The sequence below is a fragment of the Bacteroidota bacterium genome, assembly GCA_016213405.1.
Lineage (GTDB): Bacteria > Bacteroidota > Bacteroidia > Palsa-948 > Palsa-948 > Palsa-948.
The window spans coordinates 1-22,776 of the sequence record JACRAM010000001.1 but is presented as its reverse complement, the minus strand read 5'-3'; the positions used below and the strand labels follow the sequence as shown (position 1 = coordinate 22,776).

Below are 22,776 nucleotides of genomic sequence, written 5' to 3'. Positions count from 1 at the left end.
GTTTAATTTGAAGATGGGTCAATTTGAGAATTTGAAAATGAAGAGTATTGAAATCTATAATGTATATGGAGAAAAGATTTTCTACAATAATCATTTTCAAATTAACTCATCTTCAAATCTTCAAATTGATTTGAGTTCTCAACCCGATGGAATTTATTTTGTGCGCATCAACACCAGCGAGGGAATTATTTCAAAGAAGGTGGTGGTGATGAGGTAATGATTTTCTTCTCAATTACAATACCCCTTCATCATATGCGTTCTCACCAGAACGTCATCAAGCGAATGTAAAATACTTTGTCTTACTTTGCGGTATGATTAAAGCAATTCAAGAAACCTCAAGCGAAAAAAACTTCTTCGCCAAAAAAGAGTTTCTCCTACTTTTCCTCATCCTTCTTTTTGCATTCATTGCTTTCTTTCCCTCTCTTAAAAACGGATTTAATAATTGGGATGATGAACCCTATATAACAAGCAATAAATATCTTGAACTTACGAAAGAAAATGTTTTACATTCTTTTTTAAAAGGAGAACATCATCCTATGTATGTTCCTCTTACAGCACTGTCACATTCCATTGTTCATTATTTTGCCGGAATGCGGCCGTTTCTTTACCACTTAGTAAATGTCCTTATTCATTTAGTGAATATTTCATTGGTATTTTTCTTTATCCAGTTGCTTTTCAAAAAAACAGAGACTGCATTGATAGTTTCTTTGCTTTTTGCTATTCATACCATGCAAGTTGAATCTGTGGCTTATGTTGCAGGTCGGAGAGATATTCTTTATGCAAGTTTTTTTCTGCTTACTCTGATTTTCTATTTGAAATACCTTATGAGTAATCGTAAGAAATTTTTAATCATCGGACTGATAGCTTTCATTTTTTCACTCTTATCAAAAGGGCAGGCAGTAATGCTTCCTTTTGTTTTAATAGCGATTGATTGGTTTTATTCAAGAAATATATTCAGCAAAAAAGTAATTATTGAAAAAATTCCGTTTTTTGTTCTTTCCCTTTTATTCGGCTTGGTAGTAGTTCACGTATTTAATACATCCTCATGGGCGCCAGATATAACACTTGAAGCCACATCTTGGACTAATCAGATTTTTGTTGCTACTTATGGTTTTACTAAATACTGCATGCTGCTTGTTGCACCAATTAACCTTTCCATAATTCATCCTTATCCTGATCTTGTGAACGGATTTCCTTTTTATTATTGGCTCTGTTTGATTTTTGTTATCGGTTTTTTTATTCTGCTTGTCAGGAAAATAAAAACAACAGATTCGATTTTAAAGATGGTTGTCTTTGGACTCATGTTTTTCATCATTAATATAGCTCTTGTCCTTCAGATAATTCCCAATAGCTATTCCATAATCAATGAGCATTATGTTTATATCGCTTCAATTGGTTTTTTTATTCTTCTCGCTGCACTATTTGAAAAATGTTCAAAGGAAAAAACATCGAAGAATATTTTCACTGCAATATTTTCAGTTTATCTTTTGATTCTTTCTGTCAATACATTCAATCGCTGCAAGGTCTTTAGAGATAGTATCACGGTTTGGTCGGATGTGCTGAAAAAATACGATGACTCCTACGTTGCGTTTTATAATCGTGGCGTTGCATACAAAGATTTGAATGAATATAAAAAAGCCATAATTGATTTTAATAAATCAATCGAAATGAGACCAGAATATGACAGAGCGTATACGAACAGGGGAGCGATAAGAGTTATTTTGGGAGATTATAATGGCGCGATTGAAGATTTCAACCAAACCATTAAACATAATCCGCACGATACAACTGCTTTGTTCAATCGTGGAAATGCGAAAGCTTATATTAGAGATTTCAAAGGGGCAATTGAAGATTACAACAAAACAATTGAATATGGAAAGATTGACTTTGAAGCTATAAACTGGCGTGGTAAAGCTAAATTCTATTCCGGTGATTTTCAAAATGCAATTAAAGACTTCAATAGTTGTATTGTCATGGGAGATACTTCTGCTGATGTACGTTTTAATCGTGGTAGTGTATTGGCTAATGTTTCCGAACTTAAATTGGCTATTATGGATTTCAACAAGGCAATTGAATTAAATTCTAATTATGATAATGCATACCTCAATCGTGGGTTGGTAAAAATTAATTTAGATGATAAAGATGGAGGATGTACGGATTTACGGAAAGCGATTACCCTCGGAAACACTGCGGCAAAAGAACAGTTGGGAAAATTATGCGGGAAATAATGCACCTATGATGATAATTCATTATCTCCTATATAAAAGCAGTTCAATCTGCAACTTGTAAGTGATATTTCCCCAACCTGATGGAATTTATTTTGTTCGGATAATTACAGAAAAAGGCATTGTTTCAAGAAAGTGGTGGTGCTGAGGCAAAGATTTTCACAAAACCTCTCTTTTTATTTCTCCTTCATTCTTAATTTGAGGGTTGAATACCCCCCAATAAAAAAAAACACTTTTTTATTTGTTTGTTATTTCAGAGTTACTACCTTTACTCTCTCAAAACAACAGATGCAAACAGATTAAAAAACAGATGTAAACGGATGTTATCCGTATGAATCTTTTTCAATCCGTCTGCATCAAAAAAAAACACTATGAAAAAAACATTACTCACTTCACTTGTTTCGTGCGTTGTAATGATTGCCTGCCAAAGCGCATTTGCTCAAAGCACCATTATTGCCACCACGCTAAGCCCTTCGGGGCACATCCGGTGCAGCACTATGGAAAACCTTGAAATGCTGAAACAACAAGATCCCGGACTGGAAGCACGCATGGCAGAAATGGAAGTAGAAACTCAGCGGATTATTCAACAGAATAAAAAAAATCCAACCACTCAATCTACGCTCTACACCATTCCCGTTGTCTTTCATGTGGTTTATAATACAGCGGCTCAGAATGTTTCGGATAACTGCCTGAATGCACAGTTGGCAGTGCTGAATGCCGATTACAGAAAATTAAATACCGATTGGACAAAAGTAACTCAGCCGGGGTGGGCGGCATTGGTGGCAGATTGCGAAGTTAATTTCTGCCTTGCCACAAAAGATCCTGCAGGCGCTGCTACAACCGGCATCACCAGAACTTCAACCTCTGTTACTTCTTTCTCCACCAACAATGCTGTAAAATATACCGCACAAGGAGGGTATGACGTTTGGGACCGAACCAAATATCTGAATATATGGGTTTGCAATCTCGGAGGCGGGCTTTTAGGATACGCGCAGTTTCCGGGCGGTGCCGCTGCCACTGATGGGGTTGTAATTAATTATGCCTACATGGTTGGCTCTGCCGGCTGCGGAATTGCTCCGTATAACCTCGGAAGAACCGCCACGCACGAAGTAGGACATTATTTAAATCTTTACCACATTTGGGGAGATGACGGAAGCGCCTGCACGGGAAGCGATCAGGTTACAGACACGCCCAATCAGGCATCAGAAAATTATACTTGCTGGGCTGCCGGAACCGTAAAAACAGATGCTTGCGCAACTGCTTCGCCCGGTTTTATGTGGATGAATTACATGGACTACACTGATGATGCCTGCATGTATATGTTCACCGCAGGGCAGAAAGCAAGAGTGCAGGCCTGTTTGTTTTCATCACGAAGCGGACTGAACACATCGGCTGCCACCAATTGCTCAGCCGTTGGAGTGAACGAGATTTCTTTAAACGATTATATTTCCATCTACCCCAATCCATCAACAGGAGAATTTTCAATCACTACCCTGTCAAACATCAATTCAATGGATGTGAAAGTTTACAATGCGATTGGAGAAGCAGTGGTTGCAAAGAAATTAAATGTTCCCGCATCCGGAGAAGCAAAAATTAATTTGAGCAGCAATCCGGATGGAATTTATCTTTTCCAGATAAAAACTTCAGAAGGAACCATTACCAAAAAGGTGGTGATTAACAGATAATAGATTTTTCTTTCTATTGAAAAAGCTCTGACAAGAAACGTCAGGGCTTTTTTATTTTACTTTTGCGAAAGATGAATAACCTTCTGACCCTATTAGAAAAATCACCAAAGCATCTTCGCGCAATTGCAGAAAAAGTTTTTGCAGAGAAAAGAATTTCTGCGGAAGAAGGAATTCTGTTATATAAGGAAGGCGAGATTGGTTTTCTTGGAATGCTTGCCAATCACGTTCGGGAAAAGAAGAACGGCAAGTATGCTTACTTCAACCGCAACCTGCACATCGAGCCCACCAACCTCTGCGTGTTCGATTGCAAGTTCTGCTCCTATTCGCGTTTGCTGAAACAAAAAAGCGATGCCGATGCCTGGGAACTGACAGATGAACAAATGCTGAATATGGTGAAGAACCACAAGCAGGACATTACCGAAGTACACATTGTTGGAGGCGTTCACCCGAAAATGGATTTATATTACTTCGCCAATCTGCTCAAACAGATAAAATCTTTCCGGCCAGACTTGCACATAAAAGCATTTACAGTGGTGGAACTGGAATACATGTTCCGCAAAGCAAAAGTTTCTTATGCTGATGGTTTGAAAATACTGAAAGAGCACGGGCTTGATTCCATTCCCGGAGGAGGCGCGGAGATTTTTGATAATGAAATCAGAAAACAAATCTGCGAAGACAAATGCACCTCTGACCAATGGCTGGAGATTCATGAAACAGCGCACACGCTGGGCATTCATTCCAACGCAACCATGCTTTACGGGCACATTGAAAAATTTGAACACCGCATTGACCACATGGAGCGGCTGAGAAAACTTCAGGACAAAACGCAGGGCTTCAATTGTTTTATCCCGCTGAAATTCAGAAATGCGAACAACCAGATGTCGCACATGAACGAAGTAAGCGTGATAGAGGATTTGAGAAACTATGCTGTGGCAAGAATTTACATGGATAATTTTCCGCACATCAAAGCGTATTGGCCCATGATAGGAAAAAACACCGCGCAACTTTCCCTTCAATTCGGAGTAGATGATTTAGACGGAACCATAAATGATTCCACAAAAATTTATTCCATGGCAGGAGCCGAAGACCAAAATCCATCCATGACAACCGAACAAATTATTGACTTGATTTCTCAGGCAAAAAGAATTCCGGCAGAACGCGATACCTTATATAATGTCATCCGAGACCATTCACTTTCCCCTGTAACGAATTGAAAATATCTCTATATTCGCCTCCTCCCAAAGGGACTCCTTCGGAGCTTAACAACAAAGTAAAAAATGGCAAACCACAAGTCAGCACAAAAACGCAATCGCGCCAGCGAAGCAAAACGCTCACGCAACCGTATCCGCAAGAATGCGGTGAAAATAATTGTAAAAAAAATCCGCCTGAACAAAGACAGAAAGAGCGCTTCAACAGATTTAATTGAAGCTTCTTCTCTTCTGGATAAACTCGCAAAGAACAACATCATTCACAAAAACAAGGCGGCAAATCTTAAGTCGAAACTTACAAGACACGTTAACACATTAAAATAATAAGAAGCCCCACCTAACCTCCCCGAAGGGGAGGAATAAAGAAAATACAAAAACCCTTCTCATTTGAGAGGGGTTTTTTACTTTAGCAAACAGTAGTAATGATTCTCCCCCCTTTGGGGAGAGAAAGAGAGGGGTGATGGAAGAAAAAACATTAACGATAAAAAACTGGGCGGAGGAAGACCGTCCGCGTGAAAAACTTCTTCTGAAAGGAAGGCATGTTCTCACCGATGCAGAACTCATTGCCATTCTCATCGGTTCAGGAACAAAAAACGAAACCGCAGTTGAACTGGCGAAAAGAATTCTTTCACAGTTTGAAAATAATTTGAACGAACTCGCAAAACTTTCTGTTCAGGATTTAATGAAGTTCAAAGGAATCGGAGAAGCAAAAGCGATATCTATAGTTGCAGCACTTGAACTTGGAAGAAGAAGAAAAGAAACTGAAACACTGAAGCGGGAAAAAATTATTTCAAGCAAGGATACATTTGAAATTTTCCGTGCGCAGTTTATGGATTTGCCTCATGAAGAATTTCATTTACTCCTGCTGAACCGGTCTAATTCCGTCATCAGAAAAGAATTTGTGAGCCGCGGTGGAATTTCGGGAACAGTAGTTGACCCGAAAATTATTTTCAAGATCGCACTGGAACATCTGGCAAGTTCCATCATTCTCTGCCATAACCATCCTTCAGGAAATCTCAAACCAAGCGCAGAAGATATTTCGCTCACAAAAAAAATAAAAGAAGCTGGAATCTATCTTGAAATCCCTATTCTTGATCATGTTATATTTTCTGATACGGGGTATTTTAGTTTTGCAGATGAGGGATTGATGTGAAAGCCCCACCCAACCTCCCCAAAGGGGAGGAGAAGAATTTGTACATTCGTAAAAATTATTTAAAGTCCTTCCCTTTGGGAAGGATTTAGGATGGGCATATGATTAAAATTCTCACCATCATCGGAGCTCGTCCACAGTTCATAAAAGCTGCAGCGCTGAGTCGTGCCATACGAAATAAATTTTCTGATAAGATAAAGGAAGTGATTGTGCACACCGGTCAGCACTATGACGATAATATGTCAAAGGTGTTTTTTGATGAAATGGAAATTCCAAAAGAAGATTATAATCTTTCGGTCGGCTCCTCTTCTCACGGAAAACAGACAGCTACTATGATTGCAGGCATTGAAGATCTATTGTTGAAAGAAAAACCTGATTGTGTGGTGTTATATGGTGATACAAATTCCACTTTAGCCGGAGCAGTAGCGGCTTCAAAGATTCATGTTCCGGTAGTACATATTGAAGCGGGGCTGCGCTCCTTCAACAAATCCATGCCCGAAGAAATTAACCGCATCGTTTGCGACCACTGCTCTACCCTTCTCTTTTCTCCTACAAAAATGGGTTACATAAATCTTCTTAAGGAAGGATTCCCGGAATTCAACCAGCGCCCGTTCACGGCAGATAATCCGAAAATTTATCACTGCGGAGACATCATGTATGACAACGCATTGTATTTTTCCCAACTGGCAGAAAAGAAATCTGATATTCTCAAACAGTATGAACTGACTGCGAACAATTATATTCTCGCCACTATTCACCGCGATAACAATACAGACAACCCCGAACGGTTCGCTTCCATTTTTCTTGCGCTGAATACGATTTCGAAAAAAAACAAACTGAAGATTGTTCTTCCGCTTCACCCGAGAACTTCCAAAGCGCTGCAAAGCAATCTGCGGAAAGAAGTGTATGATGCCATGCGCTCCAATCCGAATTTTGTGCTGATGCCTCCCGCTTCTTTCCTTGAAATGATTGTGCTGGAAAAAAATTGCATGCTCGTTTGCACCGATTCAGGAGGAGTTCAGAAAGAATCGTTCTTCTTTAAAAAACCCTGCATCATTCTGCGCCCGGAAACAGAATGGATTGAACTTGTGGAAAGCGGCACCGCCATCCTTACGGATGTTGACGAGCAAAAAATTCTATTTGCATTTACACAGTTCAGAAATAAAAAGGACCTCGTTTTCCCACCCCTATTCGGGAACGGTCATGCATCCGAATTCATCTGCGAAGAAATCGTGAAGAATTTTTCTAAAAGTTAATCGTTCCATTTACGATGCTTCTCATCTACACACATCAGGAAACCAATCGTGTTAAATACGCGTTCAATCTGATTTTCAAATCTGTTTTAGAAATTAATTTTGAAATAACTACTGATGCTGACAGATTTAAAAAATTTTCTGGGGCAAAAATCAGCTATACAATCAAACAAATTTCTGATGAAGTGTTTTTCCGAAGCAGTGGTTTGCTTTTTGAATCAGGGCTAAGAAGGATCACTGAACTGCCGACTGATTCGTTCGCCCTTTCTTTTTTCCTTGCTACACGCTACGAAGAATACAGTCTGTTTAAAGGAGATAAATACGGAAGGTTTTCAGCCAAGCAATCTCTTACATTTAAAAATAATTTTCTGCAAAAACCATTAGTAAATATCTGTGCAGAAGAAATTCGGAAAAATATTGCTGTTCGCTATCCTGATTTTTCTTTCCCCGTAAAAAAGTATTTATACACTCCAACTATTGACATTGACAATGCCTACGCCTATCTTGGAAAAAACGCGACAAGAAAATTGGGCGGATACGCAAAGGCGTTGATAAAATCTGATATGGATGATTTTTCAAAAAGAAAAAGAGTTCTGGCAGGAAAAGAAAGCGACCCATATGATACTTACGATTTGCAGTTTTTACTTCACAAAAAATATCATCTCAAACCTGTTTATTTTTTTCTGCTCGGAGATTGGGCTACAAACGATAAAAACCTTCCGCATACCCATCCATTGATGCAGACACTGATAAAAAATATTTCTCAAAAAAGTGAAACAGGTATTCATCCATCATTTGCCTCCAACCAGAATCCAGAGAAAATAAAAATAGAAAAAGGAAGATTAGAAAAAATAAAAAACGGGAACGTTACAAAAAGTCGTCAGCATTTTTTAATGCTGAAATTTCCGCAGACATGCAGAAATCTTATTGCTGCCGGAATTACAGATGACTACACAATGGGTTTTGCGGATGAAATCGGTTTTCGAGCTGGAATATGCACGCCTTATAAGTTTTACGATTTAGAGAAAGAAGAAGAAACAAATCTCACTATTCATCCCTTTGCAGTAATGGATGGCACATTAAATAATTACCTGAAGCTTTCACCTGAAGTGGCAATAGAAAAAGTAAAACAAATTGTTCAGGAAATAAAAAATGTGAATGGAGAATTTATTACCATCTGGCATAATGAAACGCTCAGCGACTGGCGAGAATGGAAAGGATGGAAAGAAATTTATGAAAAAATAATTCAGATTGCTCAATGATTCACTACCTGAAACATAAGGAGATTGACAAAAAGAAATGGGATGAATGCATTAGCAATTCTGTGAATACACTTATTTATGCATACTCGTGGTATTTGGATATTGTCTGCCCCAACTGGGAAGCCCTTGTTGAAGATGATTACAATGCCGTGATGCCACTGACTGCAGGAAAAAAATATGGAATAGAATATTTGTATCCTCCTTACTTCGCACAGCAATTGGGGGTTTTTTCAAAACAAAATATATTCAGAGAAAACGTGGAAGAATTTTTAAATGCTATTCCTGATCAATATAAATTCATGGAGATTAATCTTAATACTCAAAACACATTTGAGTTGCCGAGATTCCAAATAAAGAAGAATATTAATATTGAACTTCAGATGGATTCATCGTATGAATCACTTCGCAAAAAATTTTCTGAAGACACAAAACGCAATATCAAAAAAGCAGTCAAGCATGAAGTATGTCTTCAGAAAAACATTTCTCCTGCCGACTTAATCAGCATCTTCAGAAAAAATGCGGGAAAAAAGATAAATAATCTGACAGACAAAAATTACAAGGTGCTTTCAAACCTAATCAATACTTGCATGCAGAAAGGTCATGCAGAAGTGTGTGGAACTTTCTCCAGAGAAAATAAATTGTGCGCAGGAGTTGTTTGGCTCATCAAAAACAACCGAGCCATTTTTCTTTTTTCCGCCACGAACCAGCAAGCAAAAAAAACTGGAGCTATGTTTTTCTTGATTGACAAATTCATCCGAGAACATACAAATGAGAAAATAATTCTTGATTTTGAAGGATCAAACTTACCGGGACTTGCAAGATTTTACAAAGGATTCGGCTCAAGGGAAACTGTATATTTACAGATAAGAAAAAATAATTTGCCGAAAATTATTAAATGGATAAAAGGATAATGTATGGTTATTGAACTGGGAAAAGAAAATTCGCTACTAAATCAGTTCATTTCTGAAATGCGGGATGAAACGATTCAGAAAGACAGCATGCGCTTCCGCAGAAACGTGGAGCGCGTTGGAGAAATCTGCGCCTATGAAATTTCAAAAAAACTTTTGTGGGAGAAAAAAGAAATCACTACTCCTCTTGGAATTTCCGAGATGAATGTTTTGAAAGAACAGCCCGTGATTGCAACTATTTTGAGAGCAGGATTACCTTTCCATCAAGGTCTGTTAAATTATTTTGACAAAGCAGAAAATGCTTTTATCTCTGCCTACCGAAGACACCGCAAGGATGGAAGTTTTGATGTGCAGGTGGAATATATGGCATGTCCCGACCTGAATGGAAAAACCCTCATCCTCTGTGACCCGATGCTCGCGTCTGGGCAATCCATTGAACTTGTTTACAAAGCAATTCTGAGAAATGGTCGTCCGAAAAATGTTCATATCACTTCCATCATCGCCAGCACACAGGGAGTTGAGTATGTGCAAAAACATCTGCCGAACAATGTAACTATGTGGACTTGCGCCATTGACGAGGAACTCACCGCGCAGGCATACATCGTTCCCGGACTGGGCGATGCAGGCGATTTATCTTTCGGAGAAAAAATTTAATGCGATGTATGGATGAGAATGTAATTCACCTGCTGAAAGTTCTGGAAGTCGCTTTGATAGCGAGCCTTAAATTTCTTATCGCACCTTTTGAAGCCGAACGTTATGGGTTTGATTTTAAAGAAGCTTTTGGCATCACTACAGCAGGAGGAATATTCGGCATAATAGTTTTTACATTCATCGGAGATGGCATTGCTTTTATTTGGAAAAAAATTAAAAACTTTTTCCGTAAATCAGTGAAGAAAGATGAAAGGCTACTTAAGAGGTTCAAATGGTCAACCCGATTCATCATTAAAACAAAAATGCGATTTGGATTAATGGGCGTAGCCCTTATTACTCCTTCCATTATTTCGATTCCAATCGGCACCTTTGTCATCCATCGGATTTACAGGGGAAAATTAAAAAATATGATTATTCTTTTTGCATCACTTCTTATCTGGTCGGCAGCTCTTAACGGGCTTGCTCAATACCTGAGACTGTCACAATACCTTCATTTGCCAAAATAAAAAACCCGCCAGGATTTTCCCAAGCGGGTTTTAAAAAAATAATGAAAAATATTATTTTGTTTCTTCAACCTTCTTTACATCTGTTTTTGTTTCAGATGTAGTTGTTTTAGCTCCTTTATGGCAACAACTTTTAGCACCTGATTTTTCTTCGCTGCATGCCTTTTTATCTGCGGCAGTAGCAGTAGCAGCATCTTTCGAGCAACACTTGCCATCTTTCTTGCAATCTTTTTTGTGTTTCTTTTTGTTTTTGTCTTCTTCACCGCCCTTTACAATAACTTTTGCGTGAGTCATTGCACAAACGGTGTTAATGCCAGCTGCTCCAATAAATCCTGTAAGAGCGAGCGTAAAAAATAATTTTTTCATGGATAAAATATTTAAGTGTTTATGTTTCGTTTTACAAAACCAAAGATAATCAAAACTTCCCTCGGCATGATTGATATATCTGATACTTTTGTTAAAATTTGTTAAGATGAAAATAAAGATATACCAGGTTGACGCTTTCACAAATCATCTTTTCGGAGGAAACCCTGCCGCTATCTGTCCGCTTGACGAATGGCTTGCTGATGAAATGATGCAAAACATTGCCCATGAAAATAATCTTGCAGAAACTGCCTTTTTCGTAAAGAAGGAAAATGGATTTCACATTCGATGGTTTACGCCAAACACAGAAGTTGATTTATGCGGACACGCAACACTTGCCACAGCTCATGTAATTTTTCTTGAACAACCCATTTCAGGAAATGAAATAACTTTTGATTCGCGGAGCGGAAAACTAACGGTAAGAAAAGAAAACAACCTGCTTACACTGAATTTTCCTGCAGACAAAATGGAAAAAACAAATCTTTCACAGCAGTTGATTGTTGCTCTGGGCACAACTCCTCTTGAAGTGTATAAAGGGAAAACCGATTATATGCTTGTGTATGATACACAGGAACAGATTGAACGAATCAGACCCGATTTCAGAAAGCTTGGCGAACTTGAAGCACGCGGAGTGATTGTAACTGCAAAAGGAAAGACCTGTGATTTTGTCTCCCGCTTCTTCGCTCCGAAATGTGGAATTGATGAAGACCCTGTTACAGGTTCTGCACATACATCGCTCACACCTTACTGGAGTGCAAAACTTGGAAAGACAGAATTAAGCGCTCTGCAGTTATCAAAAAGAAAAGGTTATTTGAAATGTAAACTTCTTGGCGGCCGGGTTGAAATTGCAGGAGAGGCGAAGTTGTATTTGAGAGGAGAAATTGAAATCAACGAATAATATTTTTATTTGAAAACCATAGAACTCGCCATGCCGCCTGAAGAGGCAGCCAGCGAACAAAGAATTACTGCAACTATCAGAAGACAATTAAAACTGTCTTCTTCCGACTCTCTTTTTTTCTCCATTAACAAACGCTCCATTGATGCGCGTGCGCGCGATGTAAAAGTGCGGTTGTTTGTTTCTGTTTCAATAAATGAAAAACTTCCTGATAAAAAAATTGAAGGGCGCCACCTTCAAAATATTTCTTCTGCAAAGCCGGTTGTAATCATTGGATGCGGGCCAGCAGGAATGTTTGCCGCATTGCGTTTAATTGAACTCGGCTTCAAACCAATTATTATTGAGCGAGGAAAAAATGTAAAAGACAGAAAAAGAGATATTGCAGTAATAAACAAACAGGGAATTATTAATCCAGATTCCAATTATTGTTTTGGCGAAGGCGGTGCCGGAACTTATTCCGATGGAAAATTGTATACGCGTTCAGGCAAACGCGGTAATATTCAAAAGATTCTTGAAACATTTATACAGTTTGGCGCGCATACCGATATTGCCATTGACGCTCACCCGCACATAGGCACAAACAAACTTCCCGGCATAATTGAAAATATTCGAAAAAGCATTCTTGAATGCGGAGGAGAAATTTTGTTCAACACAAAATTTATTTCTTTTGATTTATCAGGAAATACAATCAAAGGAATAAAAGTTAAAAGTAATTTAAATGAAAATAAGCATTCGATTAAAGCCGATGCAGTAATTCTCGCCACAGGGCATTCAGCCCGGGACATCTACGAATATTTCCACAACAATAATTTTCAGATTGAAGCAAAACCATTTGCCCTTGGCGTGAGAATTGAACATCCGCAAAGCATTATCGACTCGGCACAATACCATTGTGAAACAAGAAATGAATTTCTTCCTCCTGCCTCTTATTCGCTGGTAAGCCAGCAAAATAATAAAGGAATTTATTCTTTCTGCATGTGCCCGGGCGGAATCATTGCGCCATCTGCCACCGCACCCGGAGAAGTTGTGTTGAACGGATGGTCTCCTTCAAAAAGAAACAATCCTTTTGCCAATTCAGGAATTGTGGTGAGCGTGGATGAAAAAGATTTTTCAAAATTCTCAAAATACGGAGCGCTTGCCTCGCTTCGTTATCAGCAGGATGTGGAGAAGAAAGCATTTGAGTTGGGCGGAGGAAATTTGAAAGCTCCCGCACAACGCATGGCAGACTTTGTAAATAAAAAAGTTTCATCATCGCTTCCCAAATGCTCTTACCTACCCGGAGTTGCTTCTGCTGATTTGTACTCTGTTCTTTCAAAAGAAATTTCTTCTGCGCTTCAGTTTGCGCTGAAAGATTTTGGAAGAAAGATGAAAGGATATTTTACCAACGAAGCCGTTCTGGTGGCAACGGAATCACGCACTTCATCTCCTGTAAGAATTCCAAGAGATTCTGAAACTCTCATGCATACACAACTCGCTGGATTATTTCCCTGTGCGGAAGGAGCCGGATATGCCGGAGGAATTGTAAGCGCTGCCATGGATGGAGAACGATGCGCGGAGGCTGTGAAGTATTGTAATCTATAACTCTGCAATTACGCTCTCACCTCCAGTTACCATATCATTCAGTTTTACATTTAATTTTGTGCCAACAGGCAGAAGCACATCCACCCGCGAACCAAATTTTATGAAGCCACATTGTTCTCCCTGCTTCACGGTTTCATTTTTCTTTCCATAAAAAACTATTCTGCGGGCTAATGCACCTGCAATTTGGCGGAAAAAAATTTCACTTCCTTGCTCACTTTTTACGACCACGGTTGTGCGCTCATTCTCAGTAGATGATTTGGGATGCCATGCCACCAAATATTTTCCGGGGTGATATTTATAATAAGAAATTTGTCCGCTCACTGGATAACGATTCACATGCACATTAAAAGGCGACATGAAAATTGAAATCTGCAAACGTTTGCCGTGAAAATATTCTTCTTCCATCACCTCTTCAATCACCACCACTTTTCCATCAGCGGGAGAAAGAATATGGTTTTCATTGAGAATCACTTTTCGTGAAGGGTTTCTGAAGAATTGCAAAATAATAATCAGAAAAAATCCTGAAACAGAATAGCCAATCCATTTTGCTATTTCATTGCCACCAAAAAAATAAATTACCGAATTAAGCAGAGCAATAAAAACAATCGTTAAAAAAATGCTGGGAATTCCTTCCTTATGAATCATAAAAACTAATTTATTACCTTTGGTTATTCATTCTTCAAAAAAAATCGTGTCAAAGTTTTTCGAAAGTAAGAAATTTTCAATCATGAGATTTTCCCTGCTGATGATTGCCACCTGCCACCTGCTCCCGATAGTTATCGGGACAAACATATGCCATGCACAATCAGGCACATGGGTAGCCGTTTATGGCGGAGAGCAGTACGATCGTGGCAGAGGCATTGCACAAACATTTGATAAAGGATATATTGTATGCGGACCCAGCAGCAGCTATGGAATGGGCAATACGGATTTTTATCTTTTGAAAATTGACAGTGCAGGAAAATACCAATGGCAAAATACTTTTGGAGGAATTAATATTGAAAATTGCTTTTCGGTTGAGCAGACAAAAGATTCTGGTTTCGTAATTTGCGGATATACCAACAGTTTCGGGGCAGGCGGCTACGATGCCTACCTTGTAAAAACAAATTCTCTAGGCATTCTTCAATGGGAAAAAACGTTTGGAGGAAGTGACTGGGATTTTGCTTATTGGGCAGAGCAGACAAATGACGGAGGGTATATTTTATGCGGTGAAACTTACAGTTTCGGAAATAACAGTCAGGCATATCTGGTAAAAACAAATTCAGCGGGAAATTTATTGTGGGAGAAAAATTTTGGTATTAGCAATAAAGAAGCAGGGAAAGAAGTGCACCAGACTTTTGATAACGGATATATTTTTGCCGGCTACATAACAAACGATGGTGGCGATGCAAATTTTTACCTTGTGAAAACAGATTCTGCAGGAACTAAAAAATGGGAAAAGAATTTTGGAGGCGCTGGAGATGATATTTGTAATTCAGTAGCGCTTTGCGCTGACGGAGGATTTTTGCTGGGCGGGCATTCAGTTATAAATGGTACTGAAAAATTTCATTTCATGAAAACCACTTCAACTGGTGCTGTTGTGTTTTCAAATACCGATGCACCTTCCAGCAGCAACAAATCAATCACTCGCATCCGCGAAACGGATGATGACACCATCGTATTCATCATGAATTCTGATATTGGCGGATTGGGCGGTCAGGAAATAGTTCTTCTTAAATATGAGATTATGTGGAGTTGGTTTCCCTTTGTGCACACATTTGGCGGAATCAATGATGATGAAGGATATGATTTTGTTCAAACAGCTGATTCCGGCTATGCGCTTGTTGGATTTACAGCAACTTTTGGAACAGGTCCTGATAACATTTTTATTGCTAAAACAAACAGGAATGGGGATTATAACACATCCATTAATTCCTTTGTTTCAGTTAACGAAATTTCTGAAAAAGAGGATGGTTTTCTGATTTACCCGAATCCTTCAAATGGAAGGTTGCATATTTCCAATTCAAAATTTCAGGCTTCTGCAATCAGAATTTATAATTTAGTTGGACAAAATATTTTCCAATCTGAAAATATAGTTTATAATTCTGAAGTGAATATTTCGTCACTGCCACAAGGAGTTTATCTTCTCGAAATCCTTTTCGAGGAAGGAATAGCAAGAGAGAAAATTATTATTTCGAAATAGTTTTTCTTTTCAATATCACCATCTCATTCTTTTCATAAATTTTTTTCCATTCATCAGCATTCATCAGCATTGTTGCTTGCACAACAAATGATTGTTTTGAGAGCGGATATGGATTTTCTTCGTAGGAGAAAATCACATAATCTGCATCATTGACAACAGGAAACTGATAAATATAATCCCTGAACGCGAGATGGGGAATAAAAGAGGACTGCGCACTCACTTTTGCATCACCGGGAATTAATTTTAAAGCATTGTTTGCTTCAGGCACATCATAATCCTTTTTGTAATGCCTTATTTGGTATATACGGTGACGGTCGCGGTCAAAGTAAGTGTATGAGCGGTCAAAACTTCTGATGGACATGACAAGGGAAAGAAAAGCAAATCCATAGGCAAGATATGTTTTCCACTTCTCATCATAGAGTTTTCCAATCACATAAAAAGCGCCTATGCTGCAGATGGGAGCAAACTCAACCGAGTAATGATCCGCCAATCCCCACTTGAGAAAATCGTTGTGAAACATTTTCTGAACGAAGATGGGCATGAGCATAACCATGAACTGCGGACGAAAAAGAAATAAAATTGCTCCCGACAACAGTACAAAAATCCAGGATTCCATTTTTTGATAATCTCCGAGGTAGTTACTAGTTTGATTTAAAAAAAATAATTTAAAAACATAAACCGGTTTTGTAAAAAAAGTTGTCATCACTTCACTCATGTTTGCACCAAGTACAGAATAATTGCTACGGATCTGCACATACGCTTCGCCATCATTTGCAAGGGCGGGCATTACAAATTTTACTACGAGAATAAAATAAGCAAAAGCCATTATCGAAAAAGAAAATGCAATCCATCTCAATGGCTTTTCCTTCCAATATAAAAGAGAAATTCCCGCGCAGACAAACGCCATCCACAGCGGCATGTTCTCTTTTGTTGAAATCTGAAAAACAAAAAATAAAACGGCCCATCTCCATTTTCTCAAATGGAAGAAATAAAAAAACCAGGGAACAAACATAGCTCCAATGACGTTATTGTGAAAATCAAAATTGAGCGCTGAGAAAATTCCGTAGAAAAAATAAAAATGCAATTGTGCCAGAAAAGAAATTCTATCGCTGGAGGAAATTTCTTTTATGTATTTGTAAACGCCAAATCCACCAAACAAAACAAATGTTATCTGGAAAATTAAAAGCGTATAAGTTCCGAACATATAACTGAACGGGGAAAGAAGCATGATGAAGATTTCAAAATGTTCGCTCAGATAATTTTTCAATTCGGGCTGAATAAGCGTGCAGTTGTTGAAACGAAAATGCGCATAATCATACATCGCATTATTCATCAATCCCAAATCATACGCGTAGGTTCTGAAATTATAATGATTGACTAATGAAAGAAGCGAATAAATAACTGCAAAAAAAATTACGGTGATTAATTGCAGGCGGGATATTGAAACTTGCCTGACAGAAGCCAGATATAAAAACAATTTTCTCATTTGTAAAACCTTTGCTAAAAATAGATAAATTCGTGGAGTATATTTTTAGAACATGAATGTTCCTTTAAACATAGAAGAGTTCATAAAACTTGCGAATGAATTCACCGTGATTGATGTGCGCTCTCCTGCAGAGTTTGAGCAGGGACATATTCCTGGCGCCCATAATATTCCTTTGTTTGATAACGATGAGCGTGCGAAAGTTGGTACCGCTTACAAACAAACCGGCAGACAGAAAGCAATTGAAATTGGTCTTGAATTAGTCGGACCGAAACTTTCTGGCTTTATACAAAAGACAAAAGAGATTCTTCGCGGAGTTTCATCCCGCAAAGGCGGGACTCAGAATGACAATCAACCTGAAACCATTTTGGTTCACTGCTGGCGCGGTGGAATGCGCAGTGAAAACTTTGCGCATCTTTTAAATGTATACGGATACAAAACTCATACACTTATAAAAGGATATAAAGCTTACCGTAACTTTGTTTTGAAAAGTTTTGAAAGCGAAGCGAACATAATAATTCTTGGCGGAGAAACAGGAAGCGGCAAAACAGAAATATTAAATAATCTCTTCCTGCTTGGTGAACAGATTATTAATTTAGAAATGCTGGCAAATCACAAGGGTTCCGCATTCGGTTCGCTCGGAGAAAAGCCACAGCCAACACAGGAGCAGTTTGAAAATAATTTATCGCATGCACTTTCTCATCTTGATATTTCAAAAAGAATATGGCTGGAAGATGAATCGCGAAGCATTGGCACCTGCCAGCTTCCAAATCCGATTTGGGAAAAGATGAAGCAGGCGCCAATCATGCGTGTGAATATTCCGAAACAAGAACGTATAGAGCGATTGATGAATGATTATGGGAAATTTTCAAGAGAAGAATTAGCAAATTGCATTTTAAAAATTGAAAAACGACTCGGACCTCAGCATGCAAAACAAGCGCTGGAAGAATTGGAAAAAGGAAACTTGCGCGAAGTGGCCGACATCACGCTTACCTATTATGACAAAGCATACAATTATAATCACGAGAAAAGAAATTTTAAAGATGTGTTTGTGGTGGAATGTGAAAGTGCGAATGCAAATCTAAATGCAAAGAAAATATTAAAAGCCCATCCCTCCCTTCCCGAAGGGAAGGAGAAAGTAATAGCAAATGAAATCAGATAACACAAAAATAAATCCTCTCCCCTTCGGGGAGACAAGAGAGGGGCTTTTTCGCCTCACACAGTTCTCTCACGGTGCCGGATGCGGATGCAAAATCGCTCCGAACATACTTGAAAAAATTCTTCACTCAACAACTCCTCAACTCAATAACTCACAACTTCTTGTTGGCTACAACACCAAAGACGATGCCGCTGTTTACGACATTGGAAACGGAAGAGCAATAATATCTACCACAGATTTTTTCATGCCGATTGTGGATGATGCTTTTGATTTTGGCAGGATCGCTTCTGTAAATTCTATCAGCGATGTGTATGCAATGGGAGGAAAACCATTAATGGCTATAGCGATTCTCGGCTGGCCCATCAATAAAATTCCATCTGAAGTGGCGCAAAAAGTTTTAGAGGGTGCCAGAACAATCTGCGCGCAGGCAAACATTCCTCTCGCAGGCGGGCACAGCATTGACAGTCCTGAACCGATTTTTGGTTTAGCGGTAACGGGAGAAGTGGATATAAAAAATATCAAAAAGAATTCAACCGCCACAGAAGGCTGCAAATTATTTTTGACGAAACCCCTCGGAGTAGGAATGATTACCACCGCGCACAAACGAGGAGCGGTGATTGAAAAAGATTTTGAAGAAGCAGTGAGGTCAATGACTCAACTCAATTCTCTCGGCTATGAATTCGGAAAGTTGGATTATGTGAAAGCAATGACCGATGTAACAGGGTTCGGGTTGCTAGGGCATTTGATTGAACTATGTGAAGGAAGCAACCTCTCTGCAGAAATTGAATACTCTAAAATCCCGCTGCTGAAAAACATTTCCCATTATGCTTCTGAAAAAATTTATCCTGATGGCACCATGCGCAACTGGAAAAGCTATGAACATAAAGTGAGTGGAATTGGAACTGAATCCCTTTTAACATTGTGCGACCCGCAAACAAGCGGAGGGCTTTTGGTGGCGGTGGATTCCGGCTATGAAGATGAATTTATATCGTTTACAAAAAAACACCATCTCGATCTTCATCCTTTCGGCATATGCAGGCAAAAGGCAAGAATGCCTGATTCCCCAATAGTAGCTGTTTACTGACGTTGAAGTCCCAAGTTCCAAATTCCAAGCCCCAAATTCCAAGGGAACAGCCGATGCTGGCTGTTTCTTGTGACTTGGAACTTGGGGCTTGATGCTTGGGACTTTTTCATTTTTCGGAAACCTGACTACCGATGGTATATCCTACGGGTTTCAACGAAGCAAAGCATAGGTTCGTCTGCTGAAACCGTGCGCTTGTCTAAATTCCGGGAACTTCTGTTAGCATATATACGTTGAATAGGGTAATTAAGCGCCTATGAGCCATGACACACACAAACATCACCAGCCACCTCATTCTTACAACCGTTCTTATTCTGTTGCTTGCTGCAACTTCGGACGCACAAACCAAAATGCAAAACACTCAAAATGCGCTGGAAGGAAAAACATTTATCATTCAGGTTTATGACTATTCGCCTGACGGAAAAAAGACAGGCGCTCCACAGCAGGACGAACTCACTTTTATTGGCGGCAAGTTAAGTTCAAAAGTAATGAGCAAGGATTATATTTTTGCTCCGGGCAGCTATTCTGTAAAAGCAGATACTGAAGGTATCGCTTTTGCTGCCGACAATATTAACTTGCTGAACGGACAAGCAATATTCTGGCTGGGAACCGTGAAGAGCGATACGATTGAAGGAAGCATGAAGTGGTTTGCAAAAGGAAGCACTCAACTATTTTGGGGAACGCTCAAATACAAGAACGAAGAAAAATAATTTCTCATCGAAGCAACACGCAAGTTCAGCAACACAAAACCTTCGCTGGTCTAAATTCCAAAAAACATTTTAAGATGCCCACGTTAAAAAGTTAAATACGTCAAATGGGTAATTAACTTAATTGCGGACGTTACAAATAGCAATAGCAAAAGAAGAAAATCAAAAATTAAAAATTAAAAATTAAAACATGAGTGCCTTTACCACAGAACAAAAGCAGCGCATTTTAAGCTGGCACAAAGCACGCATAAAAAGAAAGGCAATCAAACACATGTTCAAAATTACAGACCGCCAGTTAGACAACATGCTTCAAAGAGAGCGATTAAAGCAAGAGAGGAAAAAAACTAATGACTAATAACTAACATGCTCTACCGAAAATTCAAGCCCCCCAGCCCCCCGAAGGGGGGAATCAGTGCGCCCAAATCCTCCCCCTTCGGGGGAGTTAGAGGGGGCTTTGGCTTAAACACAACCCGTAACCGCCAGAATATAAGCCGAAACCGAAAAAATATGACAGCAGAAGAAGCAAACACAACAGGGGGAGTGTTCTCCTCAAGTCGGGGAGTGTACTCCTCCATACGAGGAGTGTACTCCTCCATACGAGGAGTGTACTCCTCGATACAAGGAGTGTACTCCTCCATACAAGGAGTGTACTCCTCCATACGAGGAGTGTACTCCTCCATACGGGGAGTGTACTCCTCCATACCAAAAGCAATGAAATTTAATCAAAAATCAAACAATAACCTTTAAAACCAAACAAATTATGTCACGCAATGAAGAATACATCCCCAAGCGGGATGACGACTTTTACAATTTCATCAAAACCCTCATCAAAATTCTGCTGCAAAGCACAGAAGGAATCATCAACTGGCAAGCATGGGAAATACCCGAAGCCAAGTTCAAAAAACTCAGCGAACTCTGGAACGAGTATCAAAAACTGTATGACAAAGCCCAGGAAAAAAAGAACCGCGATGCAGGCGATGTGGATGACCACCGAGAGGCGCGCAAAGCATTGGAAAAATACCTGCGCAAATTCGTCAACCAGTATATAAGGTATGAAGACCAAGTGCCGCGAGGCGAAAAAGTGCGCATGGGCATTTTGCCAAAAGATGAAACGCCCTCGCCCGTTCACGGCACCACTTCGCCCCTGGTGAAATTGAAAAACGATGGAGGCGCCATCATTGATGTGGAGTGCCGCAGAGATAAAGACCAAACCCGCCCCAGCATGCTCAAGGGCTATAACGTAGAACTGCGCTGGTGGGCACTTGAAAAAACCGCGCCCCCTCCCACCAACCCCAATAAAACCGGCTATGCCGAAGAACTATCCAGCAAAGCCCATTTTAAGGTAGATGCCGACATGGATAATCAGGGGAAAAAATTCTATTGCTATGTGCGATGGAAACATAAAAGCGATTCCAAATTCAATTCGCCATGGACAGATTTAATGCAGATAACCATTTCGTAAAAATGAAAGTCCCAAGCATCAAGCCCCAAGTACCAAGTCCAAAGAAGCAGCCGACATCGGCTGTTCACTTGGAATTTGGGACTTGGAATTTGGAATTTAGGACTTTATTTCCTTTTGGGATTTAGGGTATTGCCTGCGGGAACTGTGGCGGAGAGGAGGGTTAAAATTGGGCAAATCTAATCCGCCTCTTCCCAAGGGCAGAAAAAGAAAATGAAAAAATAAAACCTATGACAACACTTACAAAGACCTTTGCTGTTTTATTTACCGCAGCAGCATTAACTTTTAGCCCACACACTTTTGCGCAAGGCTCAAAAGGAGATAAGGACAAAAAGAAAAACGGCAACTCATCCTCTTCTGAAGGCGGGCAATCCGGTTATCAAACAGGCATCGGGCTGCGAGGCGGATTTGAAGGAGGTATTACCATTAAACATTTTATAAAAAGCAACAAAGCTATTGAAGGAATAGTAAGCAGAGGCTGGGGGTATGGTGGAATTCGTATAACAGGATTATATGAAATTCATAAACCTTTTCCGGAAGTAAAAGGATTAGACTGGTTTTACGGATTGGGGGCTCACGTTGGATTTTATAATGGCAGTTACTACGGTTACTATGGCTATGCAGGAGGTGGATACTACGATAAAAAGGGTAAATGGCATGCAACAGGTTACCGAGACAATTATACGGTTGCAGGAATTGATGGAATACTTGGTTTAGAATATCAATTTGAAGAAATCCCTTTCACAATTGGCATAGACCTCAAACCATCTTTTGATTTTATTGGCAGAGCCAACCATTTTGGCGATGGAGCATTTTCAATAAGATACACCATTAAATAAAGAGTTGTCGAAACACTTATAATAACTAACTGATGTTACGCAGAAAAGCAATTAACCGCAGAGAACACAGAGAAAACAACACGCGGAGAGCCGCAGAGAAAATGCAATCTTGTATTCTCAGCGGTTCTCTGCGTAAAACCTCAGCGAACTCTGCGGTAAAAATGTATTTGCGTAACATCAGT

Annotated in this window: 24 protein-coding genes; 21 read left to right on the top strand and 3 right to left on the bottom strand. The window is 39.4% G+C overall.

The features are described from left to right. Positions 1-37 precede the first annotated feature (37 nt). From HY841_00120 to HY841_00070, 11 genes are all read left to right on the top strand, one after another. The gene (locus HY841_00120) at positions 38-217 is read left to right on the top strand and encodes a T9SS type A sorting domain-containing protein (protein MBI4929137.1); all 180 of its coding nucleotides are present in this window, start codon (positions 38-40) and stop codon (positions 215-217) included. 94 nt (positions 218-311) lie between these two features. After that, positions 312-2,228, top strand: coding sequence for a tetratricopeptide repeat protein (locus HY841_00115; protein MBI4929136.1), 1,917 nt, complete (start codon positions 312-314; stop codon positions 2,226-2,228). Positions 2,229-2,596: 368 nt separating this feature from the next. Continuing rightward, a complete protein-coding gene (locus tag HY841_00110) occupies positions 2,597-3,910 on the top strand; it encodes a T9SS type A sorting domain-containing protein (GenBank protein ID MBI4929135.1) in 1,314 nt (437 codons plus the stop codon). Between the two features lie 71 nt (positions 3,911-3,981). After that, complete coding sequence (gene mqnE / locus HY841_00105; protein MBI4929134.1) at positions 3,982-5,124, top strand: aminofutalosine synthase MqnE; 1,143 nt, start codon at positions 3,982-3,984, stop codon at positions 5,122-5,124. Positions 5,125-5,187: 63 nt separating this feature from the next. Beyond that, positions 5,188-5,442, top strand: coding sequence for a 30S ribosomal protein S20 (gene rpsT, locus HY841_00100; GenBank protein MBI4929133.1), 255 nt, complete (start codon positions 5,188-5,190; stop codon positions 5,440-5,442). Between the two features lie 136 nt (positions 5,443-5,578). Continuing rightward, the gene (radC, locus tag HY841_00095) at positions 5,579-6,271 is read left to right on the top strand and encodes a DNA repair protein RadC (GenBank protein MBI4929132.1); all 693 of its coding nucleotides are present in this window, start codon (positions 5,579-5,581) and stop codon (positions 6,269-6,271) included. Between the two features lie 101 nt (positions 6,272-6,372). Beyond that, positions 6,373-7,524 carry a UDP-N-acetylglucosamine 2-epimerase (non-hydrolyzing) gene (gene wecB, locus HY841_00090; protein ID MBI4929131.1) on the top strand — a complete coding sequence of 384 codons (1,152 nt, stop codon included), beginning with the start codon at positions 6,373-6,375 and terminating at the stop codon, positions 7,522-7,524. 14 nt (positions 7,525-7,538) lie between these two features. Further along, positions 7,539-8,783 carry a polysaccharide deacetylase family protein gene (locus HY841_00085; GenBank protein MBI4929130.1) on the top strand — a complete coding sequence of 415 codons (1,245 nt, stop codon included), beginning with the start codon at positions 7,539-7,541 and terminating at the stop codon, positions 8,781-8,783. Then, positions 8,780-9,694 (top strand): hypothetical protein, encoded by a 915-nt coding sequence (locus tag HY841_00080; GenBank protein ID MBI4929129.1) that lies wholly within the window; start codon positions 8,780-8,782, stop codon positions 9,692-9,694. Before HY841_00085 ends, HY841_00080 begins: the two co-directional genes overlap by 4 nt. A 3-nt stretch (positions 9,695-9,697) precedes the next feature. After that, entirely contained in the window at positions 9,698-10,345 is a 648-nt protein-coding gene (upp, locus tag HY841_00075) for a uracil phosphoribosyltransferase (GenBank protein MBI4929128.1), read from the top strand. A gap of 8 nt (positions 10,346-10,353) precedes the next feature. Continuing rightward, a complete protein-coding gene (locus HY841_00070) occupies positions 10,354-10,848 on the top strand; it encodes a hypothetical protein (GenBank protein MBI4929127.1) in 495 nt (164 codons plus the stop codon). A 51-nt stretch (positions 10,849-10,899) separates the two neighbouring features. Here HY841_00070 and HY841_00065 read toward each other — a convergent pair whose 3' ends face one another. Continuing rightward, positions 10,900-11,211: a hypothetical protein gene (locus HY841_00065; GenBank protein ID MBI4929126.1), complete on the bottom strand. Its 312-nt coding sequence runs from the start codon at positions 11,209-11,211 to the stop codon at positions 10,900-10,902. Positions 11,212-11,317: 106 nt separating this feature from the next. Here HY841_00065 and HY841_00060 point away from each other — a divergent pair, with 106 nt between their 5' ends. Both HY841_00060 and HY841_00055 read left to right on the top strand, forming a co-directional pair. Next, a complete protein-coding gene (locus HY841_00060) occupies positions 11,318-12,106 on the top strand; it encodes a PhzF family phenazine biosynthesis protein (GenBank protein MBI4929125.1) in 789 nt (262 codons plus the stop codon). A 30-nt stretch (positions 12,107-12,136) separates the two neighbouring features. Then, positions 12,137-13,684 (top strand): FAD-dependent oxidoreductase, encoded by a 1,548-nt coding sequence (locus HY841_00055; protein MBI4929124.1) that lies wholly within the window; start codon positions 12,137-12,139, stop codon positions 13,682-13,684. Here the strand turns inward: HY841_00055 and HY841_00050 are convergent. Next, on the bottom strand, positions 13,679-14,329 hold the full coding sequence (locus HY841_00050; GenBank protein MBI4929123.1) for a phosphatidylserine decarboxylase family protein: 651 nt from the start codon (positions 14,327-14,329) through the stop codon (positions 13,679-13,681). The genes HY841_00055 and HY841_00050 overlap by 6 nt on opposite strands. Before the next feature lie 82 nt (positions 14,330-14,411). On the opposite strand from HY841_00050, the gene HY841_00045 reads away from it, so the two are divergent. After that, positions 14,412-15,866, top strand: coding sequence for a T9SS type A sorting domain-containing protein (locus tag HY841_00045; GenBank protein MBI4929122.1), 1,455 nt, complete (start codon positions 14,412-14,414; stop codon positions 15,864-15,866). Here HY841_00045 and HY841_00040 read toward each other — a convergent pair. Continuing rightward, positions 15,853-17,352 carry a DUF2079 domain-containing protein gene (locus HY841_00040; GenBank protein MBI4929121.1) on the bottom strand — a complete coding sequence of 500 codons (1,500 nt, stop codon included), beginning with the start codon at positions 17,350-17,352 and terminating at the stop codon, positions 15,853-15,855. The genes HY841_00045 and HY841_00040 overlap by 14 nt on opposite strands. A gap of 52 nt (positions 17,353-17,404) precedes the next feature. On the opposite strand from HY841_00040, the gene mnmH reads away from it, so the two are divergent. The 7 genes from mnmH (at position 17,405) to HY841_00005 (ending at position 22,594) form a co-directional block, all read left to right on the top strand. Further along, a complete protein-coding gene (gene mnmH / locus HY841_00035) occupies positions 17,405-18,511 on the top strand; it encodes a tRNA 2-selenouridine(34) synthase MnmH (GenBank protein ID MBI4929120.1) in 1,107 nt (368 codons plus the stop codon). Further along, positions 18,498-19,592 carry a selenide, water dikinase SelD gene (gene selD / locus HY841_00030; protein MBI4929119.1) on the top strand — a complete coding sequence of 365 codons (1,095 nt, stop codon included), beginning with the start codon at positions 18,498-18,500 and terminating at the stop codon, positions 19,590-19,592. Before mnmH ends, selD begins: the two co-directional genes overlap by 14 nt. A gap of 260 nt (positions 19,593-19,852) precedes the next feature. After that, positions 19,853-20,299, top strand: coding sequence for a hypothetical protein (locus HY841_00025; protein MBI4929118.1), 447 nt, complete (start codon positions 19,853-19,855; stop codon positions 20,297-20,299). Between the two features lie 187 nt (positions 20,300-20,486). Further along, positions 20,487-20,651 (top strand): hypothetical protein, encoded by a 165-nt coding sequence (locus tag HY841_00020; GenBank protein MBI4929117.1) that lies wholly within the window; start codon positions 20,487-20,489, stop codon positions 20,649-20,651. Between the two features lie 152 nt (positions 20,652-20,803). Then, on the top strand, positions 20,804-21,043 hold the full coding sequence (locus HY841_00015; GenBank protein ID MBI4929116.1) for a hypothetical protein: 240 nt from the start codon (positions 20,804-20,806) through the stop codon (positions 21,041-21,043). Between the two features lie 13 nt (positions 21,044-21,056). Next, on the top strand, positions 21,057-21,758 hold the full coding sequence (locus HY841_00010; protein MBI4929115.1) for a hypothetical protein: 702 nt from the start codon (positions 21,057-21,059) through the stop codon (positions 21,756-21,758). A gap of 227 nt (positions 21,759-21,985) precedes the next feature. Next, complete coding sequence (locus tag HY841_00005; protein ID MBI4929114.1) at positions 21,986-22,594, top strand: hypothetical protein; 609 nt, start codon at positions 21,986-21,988, stop codon at positions 22,592-22,594. The last annotated feature ends 182 nt before the right edge of the window (positions 22,595-22,776 follow it).